Source organism: Pseudomonas sp. NDM (assembly GCF_003105095.1).
GTDB lineage: Bacteria > Pseudomonadota > Gammaproteobacteria > Pseudomonadales > Pseudomonadaceae > Aquipseudomonas > Aquipseudomonas moraviensis_A.
Genome location: NZ_QETJ01000037.1, coordinates 15,059 through 38,734 on the forward strand (window position 1 = coordinate 15,059; position 23,676 = coordinate 38,734).

The following is a 23,676-nucleotide window of genomic DNA, read 5'->3' on the forward strand; positions in this document are numbered from 1 at the left end:
GACTAGACTGCTGACACGAGCAGAACAAGAAGAACGCAGAGGTGCATACAGTGAGCGTAGCCCCCGTCCAATCGTCGCCGAGTGTCAAAGACCAGGTCGGCGCTGCCGAGTGGCAGACCCGTGTCGACCTTGCCGCCTGTTATCGTCTGGTCGCGCTGCACGGCTGGGACGATCTGATCTTTACGCATATCTCCGCCAAGGTGCCCGGCACCGAAGACTTCCTGATCAATCCGTTTGGCCTGATGTTTCACGAGATCACCGCCTCGAGCCTGGTGAAAGTCGATCAGGCCGGCAACAAACTGATGGACAGTCCGTACGAGATCAACCCCGCCGGCTACACCATCCACAGCGCCGTCCACGAAGTGCGCCATGATGTGGTTTGTGTGCTGCATACCCACACTGCGTCGGGTGTTGCGGTGTCGGCGCAAAAGCGGGGGATGTTGCCGATCAGTCAGCAGTCGCTGTTCGTGTTGTCGAGCCTGGCTTATCACGCCTACGAGGGCGTGGCGCTCAATCACGAAGAGAAAGCACGCTTGCAGGCCGATCTGGCTGACAACAATTTCCTGATGCTGCACAACCACGGTCTGCTGACCTGCGGCAGCACCATTGCTGATACCTTTCTGATGATGTTCACGTTCCAGCGTGCCTGCGACATTCAGGTCATGGCGCAAACGGGCGGCGCGGAACTGATCGCCATCGAACCGCAGATTCTCGCTGGCGCCAAGGCGATGATTGCCGGCGTCACCAAGAGCGCGCAAGGCATGGGCGGCGCGCTGGCCTGGCCGGCGCTACTGCGCAAACTCGATCTACAAGACCCGGGGTATAAATTCTAATGCCGCTCGCCGAGATTCCTCTGTGTGTCTGGCGCAAGCGCAGCCGGACCTTCGTTTTTCGTGGCCAGTCGATCCGCTACTGGATGGTCGGGCAGGGTGAACCGCTGCTGTTGATTCACGGTTTCCCCACTGCCAGTTGGGATTGGCATTACCTCTGGCAGCCACTGGCGCAGCGTTATCAGGTGATCGCCTGCGACATGCTCGGCTTCGGCGACTCGGCGAAACCGCGCAATCACACTTACAGCCTGCTGGAACAGGCCGATCTGCAACAGGCGTTGCTCGCCCATCTGCTGGTCGAACAGCCGGTGCATATTCTCGCTCACGACTATGGCGACAGCGTTGCTCAGGAATTGCTCGCGCGGCATTACGAGAAACGCATCGAAGTGGCCAGTTGCGTGTTCCTCAATGGCGGTCTGTTTCCGGAAACCCACCGGCCGTTACTGATGCAGAAACTGCTGCTCAGCCCGATTGGCTGGCTGCTCGGTCGCACATTCAGTCGTGAGGCGCTGGTCAAAGGTTTCCGGCAGATCTTCGGCCCGCAGACGCAGCCGAGCGAAAGCGAACTGGATGATTACTGGAGTCTGGTCGACAGCAACCATGGCCCGCGCATCCTGCACAAATTGATTACTTACATCCCCGAGCGCCGGGTTCAACGTGAGCGCTGGGTGACGGCCATGCAGCGTGGTGACATCCCCTTGCGGGTGATCGACGGCGCGGTCGATCCAATTTCCGGTGTGCACATGGTTGAGCGTTATCGCGAGTTGATTGCTGATGCGGACACCGTGCTGTTGCCGGGCATCGGTCACTATCCGCAAACCGAGGCGCCGGTGCAGGTACTCAAGCACTATCTGGCGTTTCGTGATCGTCTGGTATTGCCTCCGCGCAAAGTGGCGTACTCCTGACAGATCAAAAGATCGCAGCCTGCGGCAGCTCCTGCATTGGATTTGTGTAGGAGCTGCCGCAGGCTGCGATCTTTTGATCTTTTGACGCCTTCATCATCGCGCAACCTTATCGCGCACCATTCAGCCTCAGCCGTGTTCGTTGTGACTCAAAGCCCTGTGCCTGACACTCAGGATCAATACTGGCCTGCTGGAGTTGCTGCGATGAATGAGCCTGTGCGCTTCGAAGATAAAGTCGTGATAGTCACTGGCGCCGGTGGCGGCCTCGGTCGTGCGCATGCGCTGCTGTTCGCCAGACAGGGCGCCAGGGTGCTGGTCAACGACCTCGGCGGCTCGACACAGGGCGAGGGCGCCAACGCCTCGGCTGCCGACCGCGTGGTGGCGGAAATCCGCGAGGCTGGCGGTATTGCCGAAGCCAACCATGACTCGGTCACCGACGGCGACAAATTGGTGCAGAACGCCCTCGATGCCTTCGGGCGCGTTGATGTGGTGGTCAACAACGCCGGGATCCTGCGCGACAAATCGTTTCACAAGATGGACGACGCCGACTGGGATCTGGTCTATCGCGTCCATGTCGAGGGCGCCTATAAAGTGACCCGCGCCGCATGGCCGCATCTGCGCGAGCAAAACTACGGCCGGGTGATTTTCACTGCGTCGACGTCCGGCATTTACGGCAACTTCGGTCAGTCCAACTACGGCATGGCCAAACTCGGCCTTTACGGTCTGACCCGAACATTGGCGATCGAGGGCCGCAAGAACAACATTCTGGTCAACGCCATCGCCCCAACTGGCGGCACGCGCATGACAGAAGGTCTGATCCCGCCGCAGGTATTCGAGCAACTGAAACCGGAACTGGTCAGCCCGCTGGTGGTGTATCTGGCCAGCGAGCAATGCCAGGAAACGTCCGGGCTGTTCGAAGTCGGCGGCGGATGGATGGGCAAGGTGCGTTGGGAACGCAGCCTCGGTGCCGGTTTTGATCCGCGCGTAGGCTTCTCGCCGGAAGATGTCGCGGCGCACTGGCAGCAGATTTGTGACTTCGAAGGGGCGGCGCACCCGAAGGACAATATTGAAGCGCTAAAGGAAATGATGGCGAATTTGCAGAAGTATTCGCTTTAAGTGATTAGGCCACCAAGCTTGGGCTTGGTGGCCTGCATTGCTACTTAAGAATATGTGTTGTCAGTCATAAACCTGGGCGCTCGCCAATTAGGCCCTTTGACGGCAACTGGTCCGCTACCATTGGCCAAAACGCCTTGTTCGAAGAGTCGTGCATAGGTTTCAAGCAATTCGCCGCTTGCAATAACTTCGTACCTGTAGCGCCCGAACATTCTGTCTAGGGAAGGTATGGCGGAACCGAGTGCGAACACGGTTAGTACATCTTCTACAGATTCATTTTTTACTATTCGCTCGACGATGCTCATTGCTTACCTCCTTTCAACAGATTCTTGTAAAACAGATCATCTTGCTTGTCTGCAGGGGCAATGGCGTCTTTGGTGTAGAGCAAAGACTCATCGTCGCGAAGCTTGAAATCTTCTAGTGTGGCCGTATGGGCATTGTTCCAAAGAGGCGACTCTTTGTCTGGCTTGAAATCGTCACCAAGTCCCAGCGCGCGAAACCTCTCGAGCTCGCGTAACTCATGAGTGTAATAGCGTAAATCCGTATCGGTGAGCATCCAGTGCCCGCTGAGAATTTTTTCCAGACGTTGAATCATGATTTCGTTGGCATCTGATTGGTCAAGCCTCGCGATATGTAGTCTCACCGCATCAATTCCGGCTTGAGTAATAACCGCCGCTCGCCAATCCAGATCAAGTATTGGTCCACCAGACTGCTCTGGGTTGTAAAGCCGACCGCTGTATTCCCCTTTGACATAACCTCCCGCATACGGACTGCTGAACACCACATAAAGCGGCGCAATCCCTGAGTCATCGGGGAACACGATGATGAATCGCTCCCAGCCTTCGACCAGAATCGGATTCAGGTCCAGCCGTCCTTCGATCAGAACAATTGGAGCGCCCGTATAAGCAGGGGGGTCGCTATCAATTATGGGAGATTCAGTCGAACTGCCATCCGGCGAGATAGCGGGTGTCCAGGTAAGAAAGTCCGTCGGCGAATCTGGCAGTGCCACTTCGTAAACATCATTCAGCAAGTCATAGGCGGCATTGAGAACCAAGACACTCGAGCGGATATGGAAGTCATCGCTTGTGGCGACGAAGACTTCCGCACCAATACCGAGTCGCCTTACGCCCAAGCCCACGGGCATTTCCAGCGTGCCTTGCCGATCGGCTATTTCACGCAGTGTCTGTGCAGACTCCGACGACAACTCGGCAAGCGGCACGCTCATGGCAAAGCGCTCGCCGTTGCCCAAGCGTGAAGGCATCAGCAGCGCCGCGAAACCTACCAGTAACGGACCGCTGATCAGCGCAGCGGCTGCCGCTTTCACTGTCAGTAATCCCGCCCTCAGCGAATTGAGAATTGCCGATGCTGCTGAGGAAGGAAGAGCAATGGCTTTCGAGGAGAAGGAGAGGTGCGGGCTGGTGGAAGCCACAACGCCTGAGGCAGGGTAAACCTGTTGAATTTCTGGCGGTTGACGTTGCTGCTTTTGGGCTTCCACCTCTTGTTCGGAAACCGCTTGAAGCTCATGCAGATGTCGTTGGTTTTCGTGTTGTTGCTGGATTTTAAGCGTCGCCAGTTGCGCTTGTCTTTTGGCAACGTTAGTTGCGGTCTCGATCACCTTGCGGCGAATTTCCAGGCTTTGCTCCTCTGCTAGGACCTGACTTTGAATAGCCTCGATACGCTGTTCCATTTCAGCGTTAAGACGAGCCTGTTCCGCAGCGAACGCCTGTGCAGCCGCTTCCATGTTGAATTGCGCTTCTGCCAATGCTGCTTTCAATGTCGCGACGCGTTTTTTTTCCTGAGATTCAGCTTCAGCGTTGATGCGAGCCACTTCGCTAGCCAGGCGCGCCAGATGGGCGTCCTGACGCTGTTTCTCAGCTCGCGCGGCGATTCGTGCCTGTTCCCGTGCGCGGACCTGTTCCTGTTCAAGACGAGCGGCCTTGGCAATGTCACTCTTTCGTTGTTGCTCGGCTGCGATGCGGGCACGTTCTTTAGCCAAGCGCTGAGTCTCTGCCAGAGCCGCAAGTCTTGCTTGCTCCACACGCGCTGCTTCGGCGAGTTCTCTTTGACGTTGCTGTTCGGCCGCGATTCGCGCACGTTCTGCTGCCAATCGCTGAGCTTCTGCCGCCGCTTGTGCTTGCGCCTGATCATTTGCCTGAACGGTGGCCAGCCAGTTCTGTACGTTGACCTGTTGCTGGTTGAGCATCTGAATTGATTGCGCCAGCAATTTCGCTTCGTGTGCGGCTCTGTACGAGGCAGCCCAGGTCTGCATCGCAATCCCCCGCGCATTAACGGTTCTATCGATGCTCTGGGCTTTTCGAAAGTAGGCATGGAAGTCTTTATTAAGTGGGTCATCTCCAAAGAACTGATTGGCCTGTGCTGTTTTTTGATGAAATTCAGCGGTTTTTCTTTGAATCAGGGTATGCCGTACACCCAGCTCACGAATGATTGCTTGCGCGGGAGGAAGTGGGTGGGTTGCGCCTTCCAGCCGCGTTGCGGCCAGATCCTGCTCGATTGATTGGGACAGTTGCTCTGCTCGGGTTTGAAACTCACGAGCAGTTCTCAGGCTGTGGGCAGTAAATTCCCGAGAGTTGACTTGAACATTGTTGGGAATACCAAATGTGCCGCTTTGGGAGAGGTTCGGAGATGTCCCTCGAATCAAAGGTGTGTTTGGGGGGGCGGTTGCTGTCGTATGAACAGCTTCGGTTAACACAAAGGGTGGAGGCTTTTGCATATTCATGTCCTTTTGAATGTGCGTGATAAATCGCTGGCAAGTCAGCACGGCCGGTTGGTGACGTCCGTGTCACCAGCGAAGGGTTGAGGTGTTTCAAGTTACAACAGACTTGCGGTTGAAGAGTCTGAGAAGCCCGTCAGTAACAGGGCGTTGTTTTGAGAGGTTTTTCGCGGATTAAGAACCGCGGGCGTGAAAATCTTCTGAGCAATCGGAAGTATCCGACGTTGTTCTCGGAAGTTTCAGCAGGACGAAGGTCTGGGCTTTTCAACAGTCATAAAAAAGGCCGCTGCAAACGCAGCGGCCAAGGTAAGACGTTGGATCAAGGAGCTACAAATCAACGTCAGTGAACAGCGGGGCGATAGATCGAAAAATCGATTTATCCGAAATCGGTAGCCAATCGCTTGCGCTATCTGCGCAGCGGGCTTCGCGCTTTCCGGCGTGTTCCGGGAAAGCGCGCTCAGGATAAGGGCTTGAGTCTGTAGGAAAAATACCAATTCCAGACATGCACTGTTACGGGGCGCGCAACAGTTGCGTGCCCATGCATGGCGCTGATGATGGGCCATCCAGCCAGTCCATGAACCGTTCCAAGCCCCGCCCTGCAAGGACATTCATCCTTTCGAGCGATAACGCAAATACCTCCTTGGTGCGCTTATCGACCGCTTCCCCCGGCAGTAGGGTGGGGCCTTCTGTCACTCACCGGGGAAGACGCATGACAAAAACAACAATGCGCGCCATCTTCACACCGCAGGCGCTGGCCGCTGCGGTGGCTTTGGGTTGCTGTGCCCAGGCGCAAGCGGTTGCCTTCAACATCGGCGAAATCGAAGGCACCTTCGACTCGTCACTCTCGATCGGCGCGAGCTGGGGCCTGCGCGATGCCGACAGCTCGCTGGTCAGCACGGTCAATGGCGGCAGCGGACAATCCTCCACCGGTGATGATGGGCGTCTGAATTTCAAGAAGGGCGAAACCTTCTCGAAAATCTTCAAGGGCATCCACGACCTCGAACTGAAGTACGGCGACACTGGCGTGTTCGTTCGTGGCAAATACTGGTACGACTTCGAACTCAAGGACGAAGACCGCGAGTTCAAGCAGATCAGCGACAGCGGCCGCAAGGAAGGCGCCAAGGCTTCCGGCGCGCAGATTCTCGATGCCTTCGTCTATCACAACTACGCCATCGCCGATCTGCCGGGCACCGTGCGAGCCGGCAAGCAGGTGGTGAGCTGGGGCGAAAGCACGTTCATTGGCAACTCGATCAACAGCATCAACCCGATCGACGTCTCGGCATTCCGGCGGCCCGGTGCCGAGATCAAGGAAGGCCTGATCCCGGTGAACATGCTGTTCGGCTCGCAGAGCCTGACCGACAAACTCTCGGTCGAAGGCTTCTATCAACTGGAATGGGACCAGACCGTTCTCGACAACTGCGGCACGTTCTTCGGTGTCGACGTAGCCGCGGACGGTTGCAACAACGGCTACACCGTCGGCAGTCCGGCGGTGGCGCCACTGGTGCCGCTGACCACCGCGTTCGGCCAAGGCATTCAGGTCACCCGCGAAGGCGTGGTGATCCCCCGTGGCGGCGACCGCGATGCGCGCGATTCGGGGCAGTGGGGCACGGCGCTGCGCTGGCTCGGCGAAGACACCGAATACGGCCTCTACTTCATGAACTACCACAGCCGTACGCCGACGGTCGGCACCACCACGGCGGGCCTGTCGACACTGGCGGCGTTGCCTGGTCTGGTCGGCATTGCCAACGGCCTGGCGCCTGGCAGCGGCGCGGGGCTGGCGCAAAGCGTGATGCTCGGGCGCGGTCAGTACTACCTCGAATACCCGGAAGACATTCGCCTGTACGGCGCGAGCTTCTCGACCACTCTGCCGACCGGTACCGCGTGGACCGGCGAGATCAGCTACCGGCCGAACGCGCCGGTGCAGGTCAACACCAACGACCTGACCCTGGCGCTGGTCAACCCGATTGCCGGCGGCACGGCATCGCCAGTCGCCACTTCGCCGGGCGCGGACAACAAAGGCTACCGGCGCAAGGAAGTCACGCAGATCCAGAGCACCCTCACACACTTCTTCGATCAGGTGCTGGGCGCTGAACGCCTGACCGTAGTCGGCGAAGCGGCGGTGGTGCATGTCGGTGGCCTGGAGTCGCGCAGTGAGCTGCGTTATGGCCGTGATTCGGTCTACGGCCAGTACGGTTTTGGCGGCGACACCGACGGTTTCGTCACCTCGACCTCGTGGGGCTATCGCGCCCGGGCGATTCTCGATTACGCCAACGTCATCGGCGGGATCAACCTCAAGCCCAACCTGTCGTGGTCGCACGACGTCGCCGGTTACGGCCCCAACGGTCTGTTCAACGAAGGTGCGAAAGCCGTGAGCTTCGGCGTCGATGCCGACTACCGCAACACCTACACCGCGAGCCTCAGTTACACCGACTTTTTCGGTGGCGACTACAACGTCCTCGAAGACCGTGACTTCGTGGCCCTGAGCTTCGGCGTGAACTTCTGATCTGCCCGAGAAGGATGACTGCAATGCGCAAAACGATTCTGCAATGTGGCGTGCTGGCCTTGAGTCTGCTGGCGGCCAATGTGATGGCGGCGGTTTCGCCGGATGAAGCGAACAAACTCGGCACCAGCCTGACTCCGCTCGGCGCCGAGAAGGCCGGCAATGCCGACGGTTCGATTCCGGCGTGGACCGGCGGCATCGCGAAAAACGCCGGCGCGGTGGACAGCAAGGGTTTCCTTGCCGACCCCTTCGCCAACGAAAAACCGCTGTTCACCATCACTGCGGCGAACGTCGAGCAGTACAAGAGCAAGCTCTCCGATGGCCAGATAGCGATGTTCAAACGCTACCCGGAAACCTACAAGATCCCGGTTTATCCGACCCACCGCACCGTGGGCGCACCGGCGGAAATCTACGAGTCGGCCAAGCGCAGCGCCCTGAATGTGAATGCGATCAACGACGGTAACGGCCTGGCCAATTTCACCGGCAATCGCTATTACGCCTTCCCGATTCCGAAGAACGGCGTCGAGGTGCTGTGGAACCACATCACCCGTTATCACGGCGGCAATTTGCGGCGGATCATCACCCAGGTCACGCCGCAGACCAATGGCAGCTACACGCCGATCCGCTTCGAAGAAGAGATCGCCGTGCCGCAACTGATGAAGGACATCGACCCGGACAAAGCGGCCAACGTGCTGACCTTCTTCAAGCAATCGGTGACCGCCCCGGCGCGGCTGGCCGGTAACGTGCTGCTGGTCCATGAAACCCTCGATCAGGTGAAGGAACCGCGTCTGGCGTGGATCTATAACGCCGGTCAGCGCCGCGTCCGGCGCGCGCCGCAAGTGGCGTATGACGGCCCGGGCACAGCGGCAGATGGTCTGCGCACTTCCGACAACTTCGACATGTTTTCCGGCGCGCCGGATCGCTACGACTGGAAACTGGTCGGCAAGAAGGAAATGTACATTCCCTACAACAGCTACAAGCTCGACTCGCCGAAGCTCAAGTACGACGACATCGTCAAGGCCGGGCACATCAATCAGGACCTGACCCGCTACGAACTGCACCGCGTCTGGGAGGTGATCGGCACGGTGAAGCCGAACGAGCGGCACATCTACGCCAAGCGCCACATGTACATCGACGAGGACAGCTGGCAAGTGGCACTGGCCGATCACTACGACGGTCGCGGGCAACTGTGGCGCGTTGCCGAAGGTCACGCGCAGTACTACTACGATCACCAGGCCCAGGCCTACACACTCGAAGCGCTCTACGACATCATCGCCGGCCGCTACATTGCCTTGGGCATGAAGAACGAAGAGAAACACAGCTTCGAATTCGGCTTCGAAGCCAAGGCCGCCGACTACACGCCATCGGCCCTGCGCGCCGAGGGCGTGCGCTAACGGTTCTGCCACACCGCTGGACAGAAGGCGACCGCACGGTCGCCTTTTTTATGGTCGTCAATCAGCGTGCTGAATACTCGTCAACAAGCTCGCGGGAGAGGGCTAGGGTGAGCGCATAACGATAAGAAGGCTCAGCCGATGACCGCCATGACAGCATGCCTGGATCGACCCGGATTTCAGCCCAGGCTTTCTTCACATCATCAGCCTCGCACTCGCTTGAGCGAACCGTTGCTGGCCGCGGACGCGCGGGTCAGGCTGTTGTGTGCGCCTGCGGGCAGTGGCAAAACCGCACTGCTCACTGAATGTCTGCTGCAAGTGCGTGGGGAGTGCGAGGCGATCTGGCTGCCGCTGGCGGGAGTTGCGCTCAGCCCCGAGGCATTCTGCCTGCGACTGACTCGGGCGCTCGGGCTGGCCGAAGGCCTGGACGTTACACAACTGATGGCGGAGCTGGCACATTGGTCCAGGCCGACCTCGCTGTTTATCGACGACTACAGCCGTCTGCCGGATCCGGCGCTGGATGCTTTACTGGATCGATTGCTGACGGTCAGCAGCCCGGCGCTCACCTGGTGGATCAGCACTCGCCGCCGGCCGCAGTGCAACTGGCCGCGGCTGTTGCTCGATGACGAACTCTTCGAGTCCGAGCCCGCCAGTCTGGCGCTGACTCACGATGAGGTGGTATCGGTGTTGGGCCATTTGCCGCCAGATCAGGCGCACCGTGTCGCTACTCGAATCATTCAGCGTACCGGTGGTTGGTGCGCGGGGGCGCGCATGGCGCTCCTGCAGAAATGCGACTGGTCGCAAAACCTGCAGCCGCAGCAGCGTGTCGACACGCTGCTCGATTACCTGCAGCACGAACTCTTCAGCCACCTGACCCCGGAACAGGACGAGGCGTGGCGTGTTCTGGCTCATCTGCCACGGTTCAACGCGCCGTTATGCGAGCATTTGTTCGGCCCCGGCGAAGGCGCGCAACTGCTGCATGATCTGCAAGTGTTGGGCTGCTTTATCGAACCATGGCAGCAATCCGCCGACTGGCTTCAGGTCTTCCTCCCGCTGTCGCGCATCATGCAGGAATCGCATTGGCCGTGTGCGCGTTCCTGGCACCGGCGCGCCTGTCAGTGGTTCACCGCGACGCTGGATTGGCGAGCTGCGTTCGAGCAAGCGTTGCTGGCCGAGGAATACGAAACCGCCATAAGTCTGCTGCAGCATTTGAGTTTCGAGGATTTGTTCGAAGACCAGATCGTGGTCCTTCTTTTGCGCCTGCATGAGCGTCAAAGCCAGGAGCTGACCCTGATGACCCCGCAGTTGATCGGGCTGGTCACCGGGGCTTTGCTGTTCGCCGGCCGCTTCGAACAGGCCGGGCAATGCCTCGGCCATCTCGCCCGCTTCATGCCGCAGCCGACCGCACACCTTGAGCAGCAATTGCTGGCCCGTTGGCTGGCGCAACACGGCTGGCTGTGCCACCTGCAAGGGCAGATGGAGCCTGCGCGCGCGTGCTTTCAGGAGGCGTTGTCAGCGCTGGCTGACGACGCCTGGCAGGCGCGCTTGTTGTGCCTGTCGGGACTGACCCAGCAGGCGTTACTGTGCGGTGAGCTCGATCAGGCCCATGCCCTCAACCGCGAAGCGCTGTGCCTGGCGCGTGCGCACGGCTCCTTGCTGTTCGAGGGGTTGCTCGAGCTTGACCATGCGCAATGGCTGGAGCAGCGAGGAGCGCCTGTGCGCGCCGAAAGTCTGCTGGTGGACATCGAGCACCTGCTGCGCCAGCGCGCCATGGTACCCACGCCGCTGCTGGGCCGGATTGCGCTGCGACGCGGACGGCTGGCGCTGTGCATGGGACTTGAAGCGCAGGCTGCGGATCTGTTCAGCCGGGGTCTTGAGGATTGCCTGCGCAGCCAGGACAAGCGGGTCTTGTATGGCTACGTGGGGCAGGCGCAACTGGCCGGCAATCGCGGTGATTATGCCTGCGCGTTCGAGCGTCTGCGCGAGGCCGAAAGGGTGATGCAGCAGCGACAGATTCCCGATACCGTCTATCGCGGTGTCGTGCTGCAGGTCAGCAGTCAGTTCTGGTTACAGCAGGGCCGGCCGCAACGGGTGCAGGAGGCGTTGAGCCGGCTGTTACGGCATTACCGTGGACCCTCCGGACTACAGGCGCCGCCCGCGACGTTCGAGCTGATCATCCGCATTGAATACCTGCTGGCCTGCGCGCAGGCGCAATTGAACCCGGGCGAAAACCGTCTGCCAACCATTGAGCGATGGTTGGATCACGCCCAGGCCAGAGGCATGTTGACGGCGCAAACCGAGTTGCTGCTGGCCTTCGCCCAGTTGGCGGAATCCAACGGTGACACGCTGGCGGCGCAGCAGGCTTTGCAGCGAGCCGCAACGCTGGTGGAACGTTGCCGGTTGCAGCAAGCCATGCGGGAGTGGGAATTACGCCGAGGCGGCGTTGGCACGGTGTCTGGCAAACAGGTTCCTGTCTGGCCGGGCGATAACGGGGATCTTGCCCCGGGCCTCAGCCGACGCGAGCGCGAAGTGCTGATGTTGATTGCTCAAGGTGCATCGAATCAGCAAGTTGCCGAACAACTTTTTATTTCGTTGCATACAGTAAAGACCCATGCGCGGCGAATAAACGGAAAGTTGGGTGTGGAACGCCGAACTCAGGCGGTGGCGAAAGCGAAGTTGATGGGGATACTGGTCTGATCAGTGAAGTTTTGTAGTGCAAAAAGGTTCTGTCTGTTTGTTGGCATGTTTTGTAAATTGTTCGCCCTTCATGTTGGTTGGAAAAGAAACTACCTTGCAACTATCTACAGCGGCTGCATTCGCAGTTCTGGATAGTATAAGTAAGGAAAAGTTATGGTTAAGTTGTTCAAAAGTCTGATGCGTGGCTCTTTGGGGGAGCAAGTTTCCTGGGCTGAGGAATGGGAGAAGGCCAGTCGGGCAAAAGCAGATCTGCTCAAGATCATCGACGCCATGCCGAGCGTGCTGGGCATTCTTCGCAACATGCTTGAAAATGAATTGAAGCGTTTGGGCAAAACGGTTGATATCGACAAGGTCTACATAAATACCGACCCTGCTTTCCCCGCTGACCAAAAGCGCCCTTCGGGGACTCTTTGGGATGTTACTGTTCATTGTTTGAATAATGATGTCAGTCCCGCCTACATACTCGGCGGCGATGGTGTTTTCTTTCTGCCAAACACATTCAGTGAACAATTCAAAGTCAATGTCCTCAATACTCTTATTGTCGAAGATCTGATCGCTGCCGTAGCAGGCGGATTTGAAAAAACGTTGCGAGCCGAGATCGCAAAGTTCTGGGCGGCGCCAGCCAGATCCATGCGCCCGGACTCTGCACCGTTGTCCAATAAGCAGGCTTTCATCGAAGCGTACGCCGTGGTCACGAGTGCGGAGCTGTCGCTCTCGGTCATGGCCAACAATTTCGATGCCCGGTTGGGTGAGCGGTTCGCCCATCTGCTCGACGCAGACGCCGGTCGCGCAGCGTTTGAAGTCAAGTTGCAACCGGCGCAGGATTATTTGCTTTCGCTCCAGCCGTGTTTCGTCCTGGACAACGCCGAGCGTTTGGATGCAGAAATGCAGCTGGGTAACGAATCGACTTCCTACCTTATGCACACGCCGGAAAACGGCTTCGAGTTCTTTGACAAAAATACCGAGCTGCACAGCAAACTCCAGCAGCGGCTGTCTTTGCGCAGCGAGCAGATCCGATACCTGAAAGCGACACAGAGTCCTCACACCTTCTGCGCAGAGGCTCACCTGAAGGGTCAGCTGGAAAGCGTGTCCTCGTTGCTCAGCGGCCGGGACCAACTGGAGAGTCCACTTACCTCCGTGCTGCAGGAAAACCAGGGCCTGCATGTGCTGCGCTACGGTATCGACACCCGTTTCTATCTGCTTTGGGCGGCATTGAAACGTACCGATTGGCCGCTTTGGCTTCATGCCGCAGGTAGCGATGTTCAACAGCGCTACACCGAACTTGAAGAATCCAGGGATGAATACCAGGCAGCCTATTCGAGCGCGTTCGATGCGTGCTTTTCGTTCAAGGATTATGTGGCGCGGACATTCGCTGAATGGGCAGACAGAGTGCTCGGGGAACACCTGGACCCAGAGACGATAAGTGTCCATAGCTCGTACAGGCTGCAAATTGCCGGGCGTACCATCGAGCAGGAAGACACCCGGACGTTGACCGAATTTATCGTTTTCGGACTGCACGACACGGGTTATCAAGCGACCCTGACTATCACCGGCGCGCCCGACGGAAGTCGGCTGACGGCCGCAGCGCTTGAGCAGTGGCTGGCAAATCGCAACCTGCGGCTGGAATATACCGGCAGCCTGGCGTTCTCGCCGTCGGTTGATTACCAGGAGGCTTATCGCAACTATCTCTTCAGCCAGATGGAGTTTGCAGTTTTCGTTGCTCGCTACTCCGGGAAGCTGGATTCCACCGATGCGAACATCATCGCTCGCGCCATGGCCAATGACCCCGCGGTGACTATTCAGGGCGTGCGAATCAATTTACAGGTACCAGCGTTGAAAGACGTCCTGATGATTTCGGCCAGAGAATATGTACCTTCGCTGATGCTGGTAAAAACACCTGGCGGTGAATTCGAACTGCAAAAATTCTCCGATATTTACGCAGCGAATCGCTGGCTCGAGTCGGCGTTGTCCGCAAATCGTGAATATGCGGCTTTGCTGATCCATCCAGACTACCTGCACGACGCGGGTGAGTTGCTCGGCAGCGATCCAACACAGTTGCACTACCGCTATAAGCTCGATAGCCGACCGGTCGATCTTGGCCTGAATGCCAAAACACCGCTGGCGGACTACGTCAATGTCGCTTACCGAGCCGAAGTTGCCCTGCACAAGGCCATTGCCCCTTTAGGTTATCGGTCACTTGGCGTCGAGGGCCGCAAGCGCTACTCGCGTCTGACAACCGAACTCAAGGCGCTGTCCACCGTTGATGCACGAGACAATGGTTTCCCGACATTCGAACAGTTCACCTATGACGCGGTGAAAGCTCAGATCGAAGACATCTTGCGTCAGCGTGGCAGCAACGTTTCGGTCAACCCCGACCACATCATGGTTCAGACCGAAGAGTTTCGTAAGAGCGTGACCGACGTTCTGCTCGAGGGACTGGCCTTTGAAGCTGTCCACCCGGCCTACGAAACGAAATTCAGCCCGAAATATTATTTGGTGAATGGGCATCCTGCCGTTGAAAAACTGGATATCCGCGACCTTTCTTCGCTGTCGAAAACTTTCCGTCCCGGTGACAGATATACCGCGATGCTCAAAGAGCGACATCAGAACAAGGCTCATCCTGATTACCCGTTCAAACGCGCTGTACACGCCCGAAAAATCCGCTGTGAAATGTACCGCAACGCTTATGCGGACTTTACCAATGGCAGATTATCGACAGAGTTGTTCTCTGCTATCCAATGGATTATCGATAATCTGAAAGAGAGTGGCGGCTATCAGTCAATTCCAGACAGCAGCTCTGAAGGTGGCGTCGGGCTTTACAAATTCAATATCGGCGGACTGGGTTTCACGGCTGCGTGGGACCGCACAGTTGGCGGCGTCTATATCTTCCGACTGAAGTTGTTGTCAGGGCTTCTCGATTTACTGTACACGCCTGACGCGCCTGATCTCGTCAGCTTCCGGCCAATCGCTGAGTTCATCCCTTCGATTCGTTTTCGAAACGGCCCGTTCCGCCATTACTACAGCGAGCGGATATTGCTGCGTGACCAGAAAGTGATCAATGACTACTTCGATAACCTGGTCGCAACGGTCGACACCAAGGCGGTTATTCGCACGCAACAGCGTTCGTTATTGCCTGATCTGTTCACTTTCCATGATGAGCGAGTGCGCCGTGTATTGAGTGATATCGATGAACGCACCATCAGTCTCAATGAAATAATCGCCGGCATTGTCTACAACAACCTGTTGAAAGTCGCGAATATCGTCAGCCTGTTGGTGCCTCCCGTGGGCACTGTCGTGGTAGCTGTGCAGGTGATGAAAAGCATCTACGACGCGTCGCAATCGGACCTACGGGGTGATTATTCCGCTGCGCTCGGGCATGTACGGGACGTAATGAGCGGACTGCTGACGTTGGGGCAGGCTGCGGCGGCGGGCGCAACCGTGAAACAACTTACCCGTGTGCAGCGCTCGTTTCTCGATATGTTCGAAGACGCGCGGACGGTCGCCGAACTCGTTACGTATTACACCGGCCATGAAGACCCCCAGGATGAGCTGATCGGCTTCTTCAAGTCACTGATGCAAAATGCTGATTCCGCATTGAGCAAGACCACGGTTCGTTGAGTCGTTCCGGACGCTCATAGGCCAGGCTTATCGTTCATAGCCCATTCGCCAACTTACGGCCCGCGTCGCAGCCAACAACCGCTGCGCCGCCGGGCCGTTTTCGTCGGCGTGGAACAGCGAGGTCGGACCGACGATGGTCAGCACGGCGGCGATCTGCCCGACCGCGTTGAACACCGGGGCAGAGAGCGCATCCACCCCCGGCATCAACAAACCATGCACGTGATGCAGGCCACGTTCGCGGATCTGTTCACAGAGCGCTGCAAAGGCTTTTTCGTCCTTGAGCGGATGCTCCGCGACAGCGATTTCCTGCGCGCGCAATTCATCGGTTTCCCGGTGCGGCAGGTAGGCGCTGAACACCAATCCAGTGGACGAACTGAGCAGCGGCAGGACCGAACCCAGTTGCGTCACCACCGTCACCGCGCGCACCGCCGGTTCGATGTGCACCACGGTTGCGCCCTGATTGCCCCATACCGCGAGGAAGCAGGTTTCATTGAGTTCATCACGCAAATCGGACAGCGGCAGGGCGGCGACTTTCAGCACGTCCATGCTGTTGAGTGCCGCCAGCCCTACGCGCAGCGCTTCACGGCCGAGGCCGTAATGGTTGGTGGCGGTGTTCTGTTCGGCAAATCCCGAGGCAATCAACGCCTGCAAATAGCGATGCACCTTGCTCGCCGGCATCTGCACGTGTTCGGCCAGACGCGACAGCGAAGTCGACGGTGACAACTCGGCCAGGGCCTTGAGGATGTCGGTGCCGACTTCGGCGGAGCGGACTTTCTGTTTGCCGTTGCTGTCGCTGGTTTTTTCCATGGGGCTGGCGGTTCCGGTTCGAATGGGCGTCTTTATAGCTTGACGCTGGATAGCGAGCAAATTACGTTATGCGTAATCAGATTACGATAATAACAACCCCGGCGTGCCGAGACCTCTGAGCCAGAGCGATGGGCCACTGCCGACTCCCTGTTCAGGAGGCTCCATGAACCTCGATTCAACCGCGCAGGCCTTGGCTTATCAGTCAGGCTTCGGCAACGAATTCAGCACTGAAGCGTTGCCCGGCGCCCTGCCCGTTGGCCAGAATTCCCCGCAGAAAGCCCCGTACGGCCTGTATACCGAATTGTTTTCCGGCACCGCGTTCACCATGCCGCGCAGCGAAGCGCGCCGGACCTGGATGTACCGGATTCAGCCGTCGGCCAATCATCCGGCGTTCATCAGACTGGAGCGGCAACTGGCGGGCGGACCGTTGGGTGAAGTGACCCCCAATCGTCTGCGCTGGAATCCACTGGATCTGCCGTCCGAGCCGACGGATTTCATCGATGGCCTGGTAAGCATGGCGGCCAACGCTGGCGACGAAAAACCGTCCGGCATCAGCATCTACAACTACACCGCCAACCGTTCGATGGAGCGCGTGTTCTTCAACGCCGACGGAGAAATGCTGCTGGTGCCGCAACTGGGCCGGCTGCGCATCGCCACCGAACTGGGCGTGCTGGAAGTCGCGCCGCTGGAGATCGTGGTGCTGCCGCGTGGCCTGAAATTCCGCGTCGAACTGCTCGATCCGCAGGCGCGCGGTTACCTCGCCGAGAACCACGGCGCGCCGCTGCGCTTGCCGGACCTGGGGCCGATCGGCAGCAACGGCCTGGCCAATCCACGGGATTTCCTCACCCCGGTCGCCGCCTACGAAAACCTGCAACAACCCACCACCCTCGTGCAGAAATTCCTTGGCCAGTTATGGGCCACCGAACTCAATCACTCACCACTCAATGTGGTCGCCTGGCACGGCAACAACGTGCCGTACAAATATGACCTGCGCCGCTTCAACACGATCGGCACGGTGAGTTTCGATCACCCGGATCCATCGATCTTCACGGTATTGACGTCACCGACCAGTGTGCACGGTCTGGCCAACCTCGATTTCGTGATCTTCCCGCCGCGCTGGATGGTCGCCGAAAAAACCTTCCGGCCACCGTGGTTCCACCGCAACCTGATGAATGAATTCATGGGCCTGATCCAGGGCGAGTACGACGCCAAGGCTGAAGGTTTCGTGCCCGGCGGCGCTTCGCTGCACAGCTGCATGAGCGCCCATGGTCCGGACGGCGAGACCTGCACCAAAGCCATCAATGCCGAGCTTGCGCCGGCGAAAATCGACAACACCATGGCCTTCATGTTCGAGACCAGCCAGGTGTTGCGCCCAAGCCGTTTCGCCCTCGACTGCCCACAATTGCAATCCAGTTACGACGCCTGCTGGGCGACTCTGCCCGCCACGTTCGACCCGACCCGGAGATAACCCATGACACACAATTCCATCCCCCGCAGCTGGGTCGCTTCGGCCAATGGTCACAGTGATTTCCCCTTGCAGAACCTGCCGCTGGGCGTGTTCAGCCTGAACGGTTCGACGCCGCGCGCGGGCGTGGCGATTGGCGAGCACATCTTCGATTTGCAGGTGGCGCTTGAGGCCGGTCTCTTCGACGGTGTCGCCCGCAGCGCGGTGGAAGCCATGCACGGCGGACACTTGAACGCGTTCTTCGAACTCGGCCGGGAGGCACGGGTTGCCTTGCGCGAGCGCCTGATCGAACTGTTCAGTGAAGGCAGCACCCTGCGCGGCAACATCGAAGCGCAAGGTGCGACAGTGCTGCCGTTGGCTGCCGATTGCCAGATGCACCTGCCGGCGCGAATCAGCGATTACACCGATTTCTACGTCGGCATCGAGCACGCGCAGAACGTCGGCAAACTGTTCCGCCCGGATAACCCGCTGCTGCCGAACTACAAGCACGTGCCGATTGGCTATCACGGTCGCGCGTCCACCGTGCGTGCATCCGGCACCGACGTGCGCCGGCCGAAAGGCCAGACGCTGCCGGCCGGGCAGACCGAACCGGTATTCGGACCCTGCGCACGTCTGGATTACGAACTGGAACTGGGCATCTGGATCGGCCCGGGCAACGAGATGGGTGAGCCGATTGCCATCGGGGACGCCGCCGAGCACATCGCCGGTTTCTGTCTGCTCAATGACTGGTCGGCGCGGGATATCCAGGCTTGGGAATACCAGCCGCTGGGGCCATTTCTGTCGAAGAGTTTCATCACCAGCGTCTCGCCCTGGGTAGTAACGGCCGAAGCGCTGGAACCGTTCCGCACGGCACAGCCGGCGCGTCCCGAAGGCGATCCACAGCCGCTGCCGTATCTGCTCGACAAGCGCGATCAGGACGGCGGCGCCTTCGACATCGAACTGGAGGTGCTGCTGCGCACCGAAGCCATGCGCGAGCAGAACCTGCCGGCCCATCGCCTGACCCTGAGCAACACCCGTTACATGTACTGGACCGTCGCGCAAATGGTCGCGCATCACAGCGTCAACGGCTGCCAGTTGCAGGCCGGTGACCTGTTCGGTTCGGGCACCTTGTCCGGCCCGGAAAACGGTCAGTTCGGCAGCCTGCTGGAAATCACTGAGGGCGGTAAGAAACCGATCGAACTGGCGTCCGGCGAAGTGCGCAAATTCCTTGAGGACGGTGACGAAATCATCTTGCGCGCCCGCTGCGCCCGCGAAGGTTTTGCGTCGATCGGCTTCGGCGAATGCCGCGGCACCGTGATTGCGGCGCGCTGACAGGAGCGGCTTATGGATCTCTACACTTATTACCGTTCCACTTCGTCGTACCGGGTGCGCATTGCGCTGGCGTTGAAGGGTCTCGATTACCAGGCGCTGCCGGTCAACCTGATCGCACCGTCGGGTGGCGAACATCGGCAAGCGGCGTATCTGGCGATCAATCCGCAGGGCCGAGTGCCGGCGCTGCGGACCGATGACGGCGCGGTGCTGATTCAGTCGCCGGCGATCATCGAGTACCTGGAGGAACGTTATCCACAGGTGCCGTTGCTGCCGGATGATCTGGTGGCGCGCGCGCAGATGCGCGGTGTCGCGGCGGTGATCGGCTGCGATGTGCATCCGCTGCACAACGTCAGCGTACTCAATCGCCTGCGCCAATCGGGGCAGGATGAGGCGCAGGTGGTGGAGTGGATCAGTCACTGGATCAGCCAAGGGCTGGCGACGGTGGAGCAGTTGATCGGTGACAGTGGCTTTTGTTTTGGCGAATGGCCGTGCGTGGCGGATGTTTATCTGATTCCGCAGTTGTATGCGGCGGAACGGTTCAACGTCAGCCTTGAGGCGTATCCGAAAATCCGCCGTGTGGCCGCGTTGGCGGCTGAACATCCGGCGTTTATCAAGGCCCACCCTGCCAATCAACCGGACACCCCGTAGTCCCTGTGGGAGCGAGCCTGCTCGCGAAGACGTGGTGTCAGTGGCCTTTCATTCAGCTGACCCACCGCTTTCGCGAGCAGGCTCGCTCCGACAAGGGCTGGGTTGCGACATAAAAACCATAAAAACAAAAACAGGTACCTTGCGATGCATAACCAGATTGCCAGCTGCCGCGCGGCGCTCGACGCCCGGCCTGTGTCTCGTTATCAGTGGTTGCTGCTGATTCTGCTCGCCTTGCTGCTGGTCACCGACGGTTACGATGCCCAGGTGCTCGGTTATGTAGTGCCCGCGCTGGCCCAGGATTGGGGGCTGGAAAAATCCGCGTTCGGGCCGGTTTTCAGCGCCAACCTGCTCGGTCTCACTCTCGGGTCTCTCGCGGTTACGCCGCTGGCTGATCGCTTTGGTGTGCGGCGAATTCTGCTTGCCTGCGTATTGATCTACGCCACGCTGACGGTGCTGATGGTTTTCGCCGATTCGCTGAACACGTTGATGATTGCGCGGTTCATCTGCGGCATCGGCATGGGCGGCGCGATGCCCAGCGCCATGGCCTTGATGTCGGAATATTCGCCGCCGCGTCTGCGCACCTTGATGGTGACCCTGGCAGCCTGTGGCTTCTCGTTCGGTGGCGCCGCGGGCGGTTTTGTCGCGGCCGGTTTTATCGACCAGTTCGGTTGGCAGGCAGTGTTCCTCGCCGGCGGCGTGACGCCATTGCTGCTGTTTCCTTTCCTGTGGTGGATGCTGCCGGAGTCGCTTCCGCGCTTGCTGCGTGATGCACCGCCGTATGCACGGCTGCGCAAGGTCACCACGCGGATGTTGCCGGACTGGCAGCCACCGGTGGCCAGCGTCGAGCAGAACGAGCGCGAGCTGGGCAGCAAACTGACCGTGGTCGAGTTGTTTCGCAACGGCTATGGGCGGCCGACCCTGCTGATCTGGGCGACATTTTTTGTCAGCCTGATTCTGTTGTATTTCATGATCAGTTGGCTGCCAACGCTGCTGCTGGAAAGCGGTTTGAAACTTAACGAGGCCAACCTTGTTACCTCGATGTTCCTGTTCGCCGGGACCCTTGGCGCGATTTGCATGGCCTGGTTCGCCGACCGTTTGCACCGCAAGGTGCGCCTGCTGTCCGGGGTATTGGCAGGTGCGGCGCTGTGCACGACTCTGCTCGGGCTCAACCACGATGATCCGCGTTTTCTGGTGGCCTGTGTGTTTGCCGCCGGGTTCTGCATCATCGGCGGGCAATTGACGCTGAATGCCTTTGCCAGCAATTTTTACCCGGCTCATGTGCGTGCCACCGGTACCGGATGGGCACTGGGCGTGGGGCGTTTCGGTTCGATCCTCGGGCCGCTGTTTGGCAGTCTGCTGTTGGCAATGCACATACCGGTGGAGCAGATTTTCTTCTTCTGCGCGATCCCGGCGGTGATAGCTGCGCTGCTGATCATTCAGGTGCGCTCGCCGACTGAGATCCGCCGATCCAGTGTGGGAGCGAGCCTGCTCGCGAAGAACGATAACGCGGTTTGACCGGGAGACCGAGGTGCCTGCTTCGCGAGCAGGCTCGCTCCCACACAGGTTTGTACGGGCCTCAAGGATGGGGGCAAGCCTGCAGAAGGTGGTTAATGGACGACGGAGCTGGGCGGCAGATGGCCGAGGCGTTCGGTCAGGCGCAGGCGCTGGATCGGGTCTTCGCTGAGCAACAGCGCGTGCTCCAGATCGAAGCGCTCAGCGTTGGGGCAGTCGAGCCGCTGGTACAGACTGGCCCGGGCCATGTAATCAGCGGCCTTGGCGCCGCCCAGTTCGAGCACTCGTTCTGCGTCAATGAGCGCGGCGATGTAATCGTCGTGGGTCAGGTGCAATTGCCGCAGGTTGCGTGACAGGCGCTGCAGCATCTGCACCGGCGTTGCCGTCAGCAGATGCTCGGCGCTGAGCTGCATGTTTGGCCCGTACTGGCGCTGCAACAATTCGCGACAGTCATTGGGATACAACCGCCGCCCGCCGCAAGGGTCGAGCAAATGATCGGCGCCGGGAACCCGCAGCAGAAAATGCCCGGGGAAATTCACCCCGACCAGAGGAATCTCCAGGCCGTGGGCCAATTCCAGCGCAATCAACGCCAACGCCAGCGGCTGACCACGTTGAGTGTGCAAGACGCGATGCAGCAGCGCCGCCTGTGGACGCAGCGGCAGGAAATCATCCTGGGCGAAACCAAGATCGACCATGCGCCGCAACAGCGGTTGCGCCAGTTCGCTGACCGGCAGCATCGGCAGGCCGTAGCTGATCCGTAATTGCAGATCCTTGAACGTGCGCAACCAGGTTTCGGGTTCAAGGGTTTTGTCGTGCTCGGCACTTATCCACAGCGCAGCTTCCAGCAGGGCTGGCGGCGAACGGTGCAGGCAGTCGAAAAAGCGTTGGCGCGGACTCATCTAAATCTCCCTCCAATGCCTCGTTTTAGCCCCGTCCGGGTGCTTCGTCCAGTGTCTGGCTCATTGAGCGCAAGTTATCGCGGCACGACATTGCCCGCTCGGCGGCTTATGCCGGCGCGCGCCAGCAATTTTCAGGGGCAAGCCTATACTGGCGTTCTACAAGAAGTGATTCGGGAGCCTGTCGATGTTCGCTCTCATGCAAAGCACTCGCCTGGAATCGCTGCACCTGAGCGTTGACCCGGTCACCGGGTTGAAGGCGGTCATTGCCATTCATAACAGCCGTCTGGGGCCAGCCTTGGGCGGGTGCCGTTACCTTGCCTATCCCAACGACGAATCTGCGGTCGAGGACGCCATTCGCCTGGCGCAAAACATGAGCTACAAAGCGGCGCTGGCCGGCCTTGCGCAGGGTGGTGGGGTGGCGGTAATCGTGCGGCCGATCCATGTCGAGAATCGTGGCGCGTTGTTCGAAGCTTTCGGTCGTTGCATCGAGCAGCTCGACGGCCGCTACATCACCGCCATCGACAGCGGCACCTCGGTGGCGGACATGGACTGCATTGCCCAGCAGACCCGGCATGTCACCAGCACCACTTCGGCAGGCGACCCGGCGCCGCACGCAGCCATGGGCGTGTTCACCGGCATCCGCGCCACGGCGATGGCGCGCCTGGGCAGCGACAACCTGGAAGGTTTGCGCATCGCCATTCAGGGACTTGGCAATGTCGGTTATGCGCTGGCCGAGCAACTGCACGCTGCCGGCGCCGAGTTGCTGGTCAGTGACATCGATCACGGCAAGGTGCAACTGGCGATGGAACAGCTCAATGCCCACCCGATCGCCAACGATGCGTTGCTCAGCACGCCCTGCGACATTCTGGCGCCGTGCGGATTGGGCGGGGTGCTCAACAGTCATTCAGTCTCGCAATTGCGCTGCTCCGCTGTGGCGGGTTCAGCGAACAATCAACTTTCCCATCTGGACGTGGCGGATCAACTGGAACGACGCGGGATTCTTTATGCGCCGGACTATGTGATCAATGCTGGCGGGCTTATCTACGTTTCGCTGAAGCATCGTGGCGAGGAGTTGCCGACCATCACGGCGCATCTGTCGAAGATCAGTTCGCGGTTGACCGAAGTGTTCGCTCACGCCCAGGCGGAAAAACGTTCGCCGGCACGGGTGGCCGATGAGTTGGCCGAAAAGGTTTTGTATCGCTGAAAAGCAAAAGATCGCAGCCTTCGGCAGCTCCTACACTCGGAATGTAGG

General features: G+C 59.3%; 16 protein-coding genes. 12 read left to right on the forward strand and 4 right to left on the reverse strand.

Features of this window, described 5'->3' with window-relative positions; translation table 11 throughout:
* Window positions 1-50 precede the first annotated feature (50 nt).
* The 3 genes from DCO47_RS10845 (at window position 51) to DCO47_RS10855 (ending at window position 2,848) form a co-directional block, all read left to right on the forward strand.
* Window positions 51-833, forward strand: coding sequence for a class II aldolase/adducin family protein (locus DCO47_RS10845; RefSeq protein ID WP_116658077.1), 783 nt, complete (start codon window positions 51-53; stop codon window positions 831-833).
* The gene (locus tag DCO47_RS10850; RefSeq protein ID WP_064364446.1) at window positions 833-1,735 is read left to right on the forward strand and encodes an alpha/beta fold hydrolase; all 903 of its coding nucleotides are present in this window, start codon (window positions 833-835) and stop codon (window positions 1,733-1,735) included. Before DCO47_RS10845 ends, DCO47_RS10850 begins: the two co-directional genes overlap by 1 nt.
* 201 nt (window positions 1,736-1,936) lie before the next feature.
* Window positions 1,937-2,848, forward strand: a complete 912-nt coding sequence (locus DCO47_RS10855) for an SDR family oxidoreductase (RefSeq protein ID WP_065615806.1) — start codon at window positions 1,937-1,939, stop codon at window positions 2,846-2,848.
* Window positions 2,849-2,892: 44 nt separating this feature from the next.
* On the opposite strand, the gene DCO47_RS10860 is transcribed toward DCO47_RS10855, so the two are convergent.
* Together DCO47_RS10860 and DCO47_RS10865 are read right to left on the reverse strand one after the other, a co-directional pair.
* Window positions 2,893-3,150 (reverse strand): immunity protein, encoded by a 258-nt coding sequence (locus DCO47_RS10860; protein WP_065615807.1) that lies wholly within the window; start codon window positions 3,148-3,150, stop codon window positions 2,893-2,895.
* Window positions 3,147-5,576 carry an S-type pyocin domain-containing protein gene (locus DCO47_RS10865; protein WP_116658078.1) on the reverse strand — a complete coding sequence of 810 codons (2,430 nt, stop codon included), beginning with the start codon at window positions 5,574-5,576 and terminating at the stop codon, window positions 3,147-3,149. The genes DCO47_RS10860 and DCO47_RS10865 overlap by 4 nt, the downstream gene beginning before the upstream one ends.
* 709 nt (window positions 5,577-6,285) lie before the next feature.
* On the opposite strand from DCO47_RS10865, the gene DCO47_RS10870 reads away from it, so the two are divergent.
* The 4 genes from DCO47_RS10870 to DCO47_RS10885 all read left to right on the forward strand — a co-directional run bounded on the left by DCO47_RS10870 (window position 6,286) and on the right by DCO47_RS10885 (window position 15,782).
* The gene (locus tag DCO47_RS10870) at window positions 6,286-8,079 is read left to right on the forward strand and encodes a DUF1302 domain-containing protein (protein WP_116658079.1); all 1,794 of its coding nucleotides are present in this window, start codon (window positions 6,286-6,288) and stop codon (window positions 8,077-8,079) included.
* 23 nt (window positions 8,080-8,102) lie between these two features.
* Complete coding sequence (locus tag DCO47_RS10875) at window positions 8,103-9,470, forward strand: DUF1329 domain-containing protein (RefSeq protein ID WP_042607660.1); 1,368 nt, start codon at window positions 8,103-8,105, stop codon at window positions 9,468-9,470.
* A 138-nt stretch (window positions 9,471-9,608) separates the two neighbouring features.
* Entirely contained in the window at window positions 9,609-12,164 is a 2,556-nt protein-coding gene (locus tag DCO47_RS10880; RefSeq protein ID WP_116658080.1) for a LuxR C-terminal-related transcriptional regulator, read from the forward strand.
* Between the two features lie 153 nt (window positions 12,165-12,317).
* Complete coding sequence (locus tag DCO47_RS10885) at window positions 12,318-15,782, forward strand: dermonecrotic toxin domain-containing protein (protein ID WP_116658081.1); 3,465 nt, start codon at window positions 12,318-12,320, stop codon at window positions 15,780-15,782.
* Window positions 15,783-15,809: 27 nt separating this feature from the next.
* Here DCO47_RS10885 and DCO47_RS10890 read toward each other — a convergent pair whose 3' ends face one another.
* Window positions 15,810-16,589, reverse strand: coding sequence for an IclR family transcriptional regulator (locus DCO47_RS10890; RefSeq protein WP_042607663.1), 780 nt, complete (start codon window positions 16,587-16,589; stop codon window positions 15,810-15,812).
* A gap of 163 nt (window positions 16,590-16,752) precedes the next feature.
* On the opposite strand from DCO47_RS10890, the gene hmgA reads away from it, so the two are divergent.
* The 4 genes from hmgA (at window position 16,753) to DCO47_RS10910 (ending at window position 21,528) form a co-directional block, all read left to right on the forward strand.
* Window positions 16,753-18,057, forward strand: a complete 1,305-nt coding sequence (hmgA, locus tag DCO47_RS10895) for a homogentisate 1,2-dioxygenase (protein ID WP_116658082.1) — start codon at window positions 16,753-16,755, stop codon at window positions 18,055-18,057.
* Between the two features lie 3 nt (window positions 18,058-18,060).
* Complete coding sequence (gene fahA, locus DCO47_RS10900) at window positions 18,061-19,365, forward strand: fumarylacetoacetase (RefSeq protein WP_116658083.1); 1,305 nt, start codon at window positions 18,061-18,063, stop codon at window positions 19,363-19,365.
* A 12-nt stretch (window positions 19,366-19,377) separates the two neighbouring features.
* Window positions 19,378-20,013: a maleylacetoacetate isomerase gene (gene maiA / locus DCO47_RS10905; RefSeq protein ID WP_116658084.1), complete on the forward strand. Its 636-nt coding sequence runs from the start codon at window positions 19,378-19,380 to the stop codon at window positions 20,011-20,013.
* 144 nt (window positions 20,014-20,157) lie between these two features.
* On the forward strand, window positions 20,158-21,528 hold the full coding sequence (locus tag DCO47_RS10910) for an aromatic acid/H+ symport family MFS transporter (protein WP_116658085.1): 1,371 nt from the start codon (window positions 20,158-20,160) through the stop codon (window positions 21,526-21,528).
* Between the two features lie 92 nt (window positions 21,529-21,620).
* Here the strand turns inward: DCO47_RS10910 and DCO47_RS10915 are convergent, their stop codons facing one another.
* Complete coding sequence (locus DCO47_RS10915; RefSeq protein WP_065615818.1) at window positions 21,621-22,424, reverse strand: SirB1 family protein; 804 nt, start codon at window positions 22,422-22,424, stop codon at window positions 21,621-21,623.
* 184 nt (window positions 22,425-22,608) lie between these two features.
* Between DCO47_RS10915 and DCO47_RS10920 the strand changes: the two genes are divergently transcribed.
* The gene (locus tag DCO47_RS10920) at window positions 22,609-23,628 is read left to right on the forward strand and encodes a Glu/Leu/Phe/Val dehydrogenase dimerization domain-containing protein (RefSeq protein ID WP_042607669.1); all 1,020 of its coding nucleotides are present in this window, start codon (window positions 22,609-22,611) and stop codon (window positions 23,626-23,628) included.
* The last annotated feature ends 48 nt before the right edge of the window (window positions 23,629-23,676 follow it).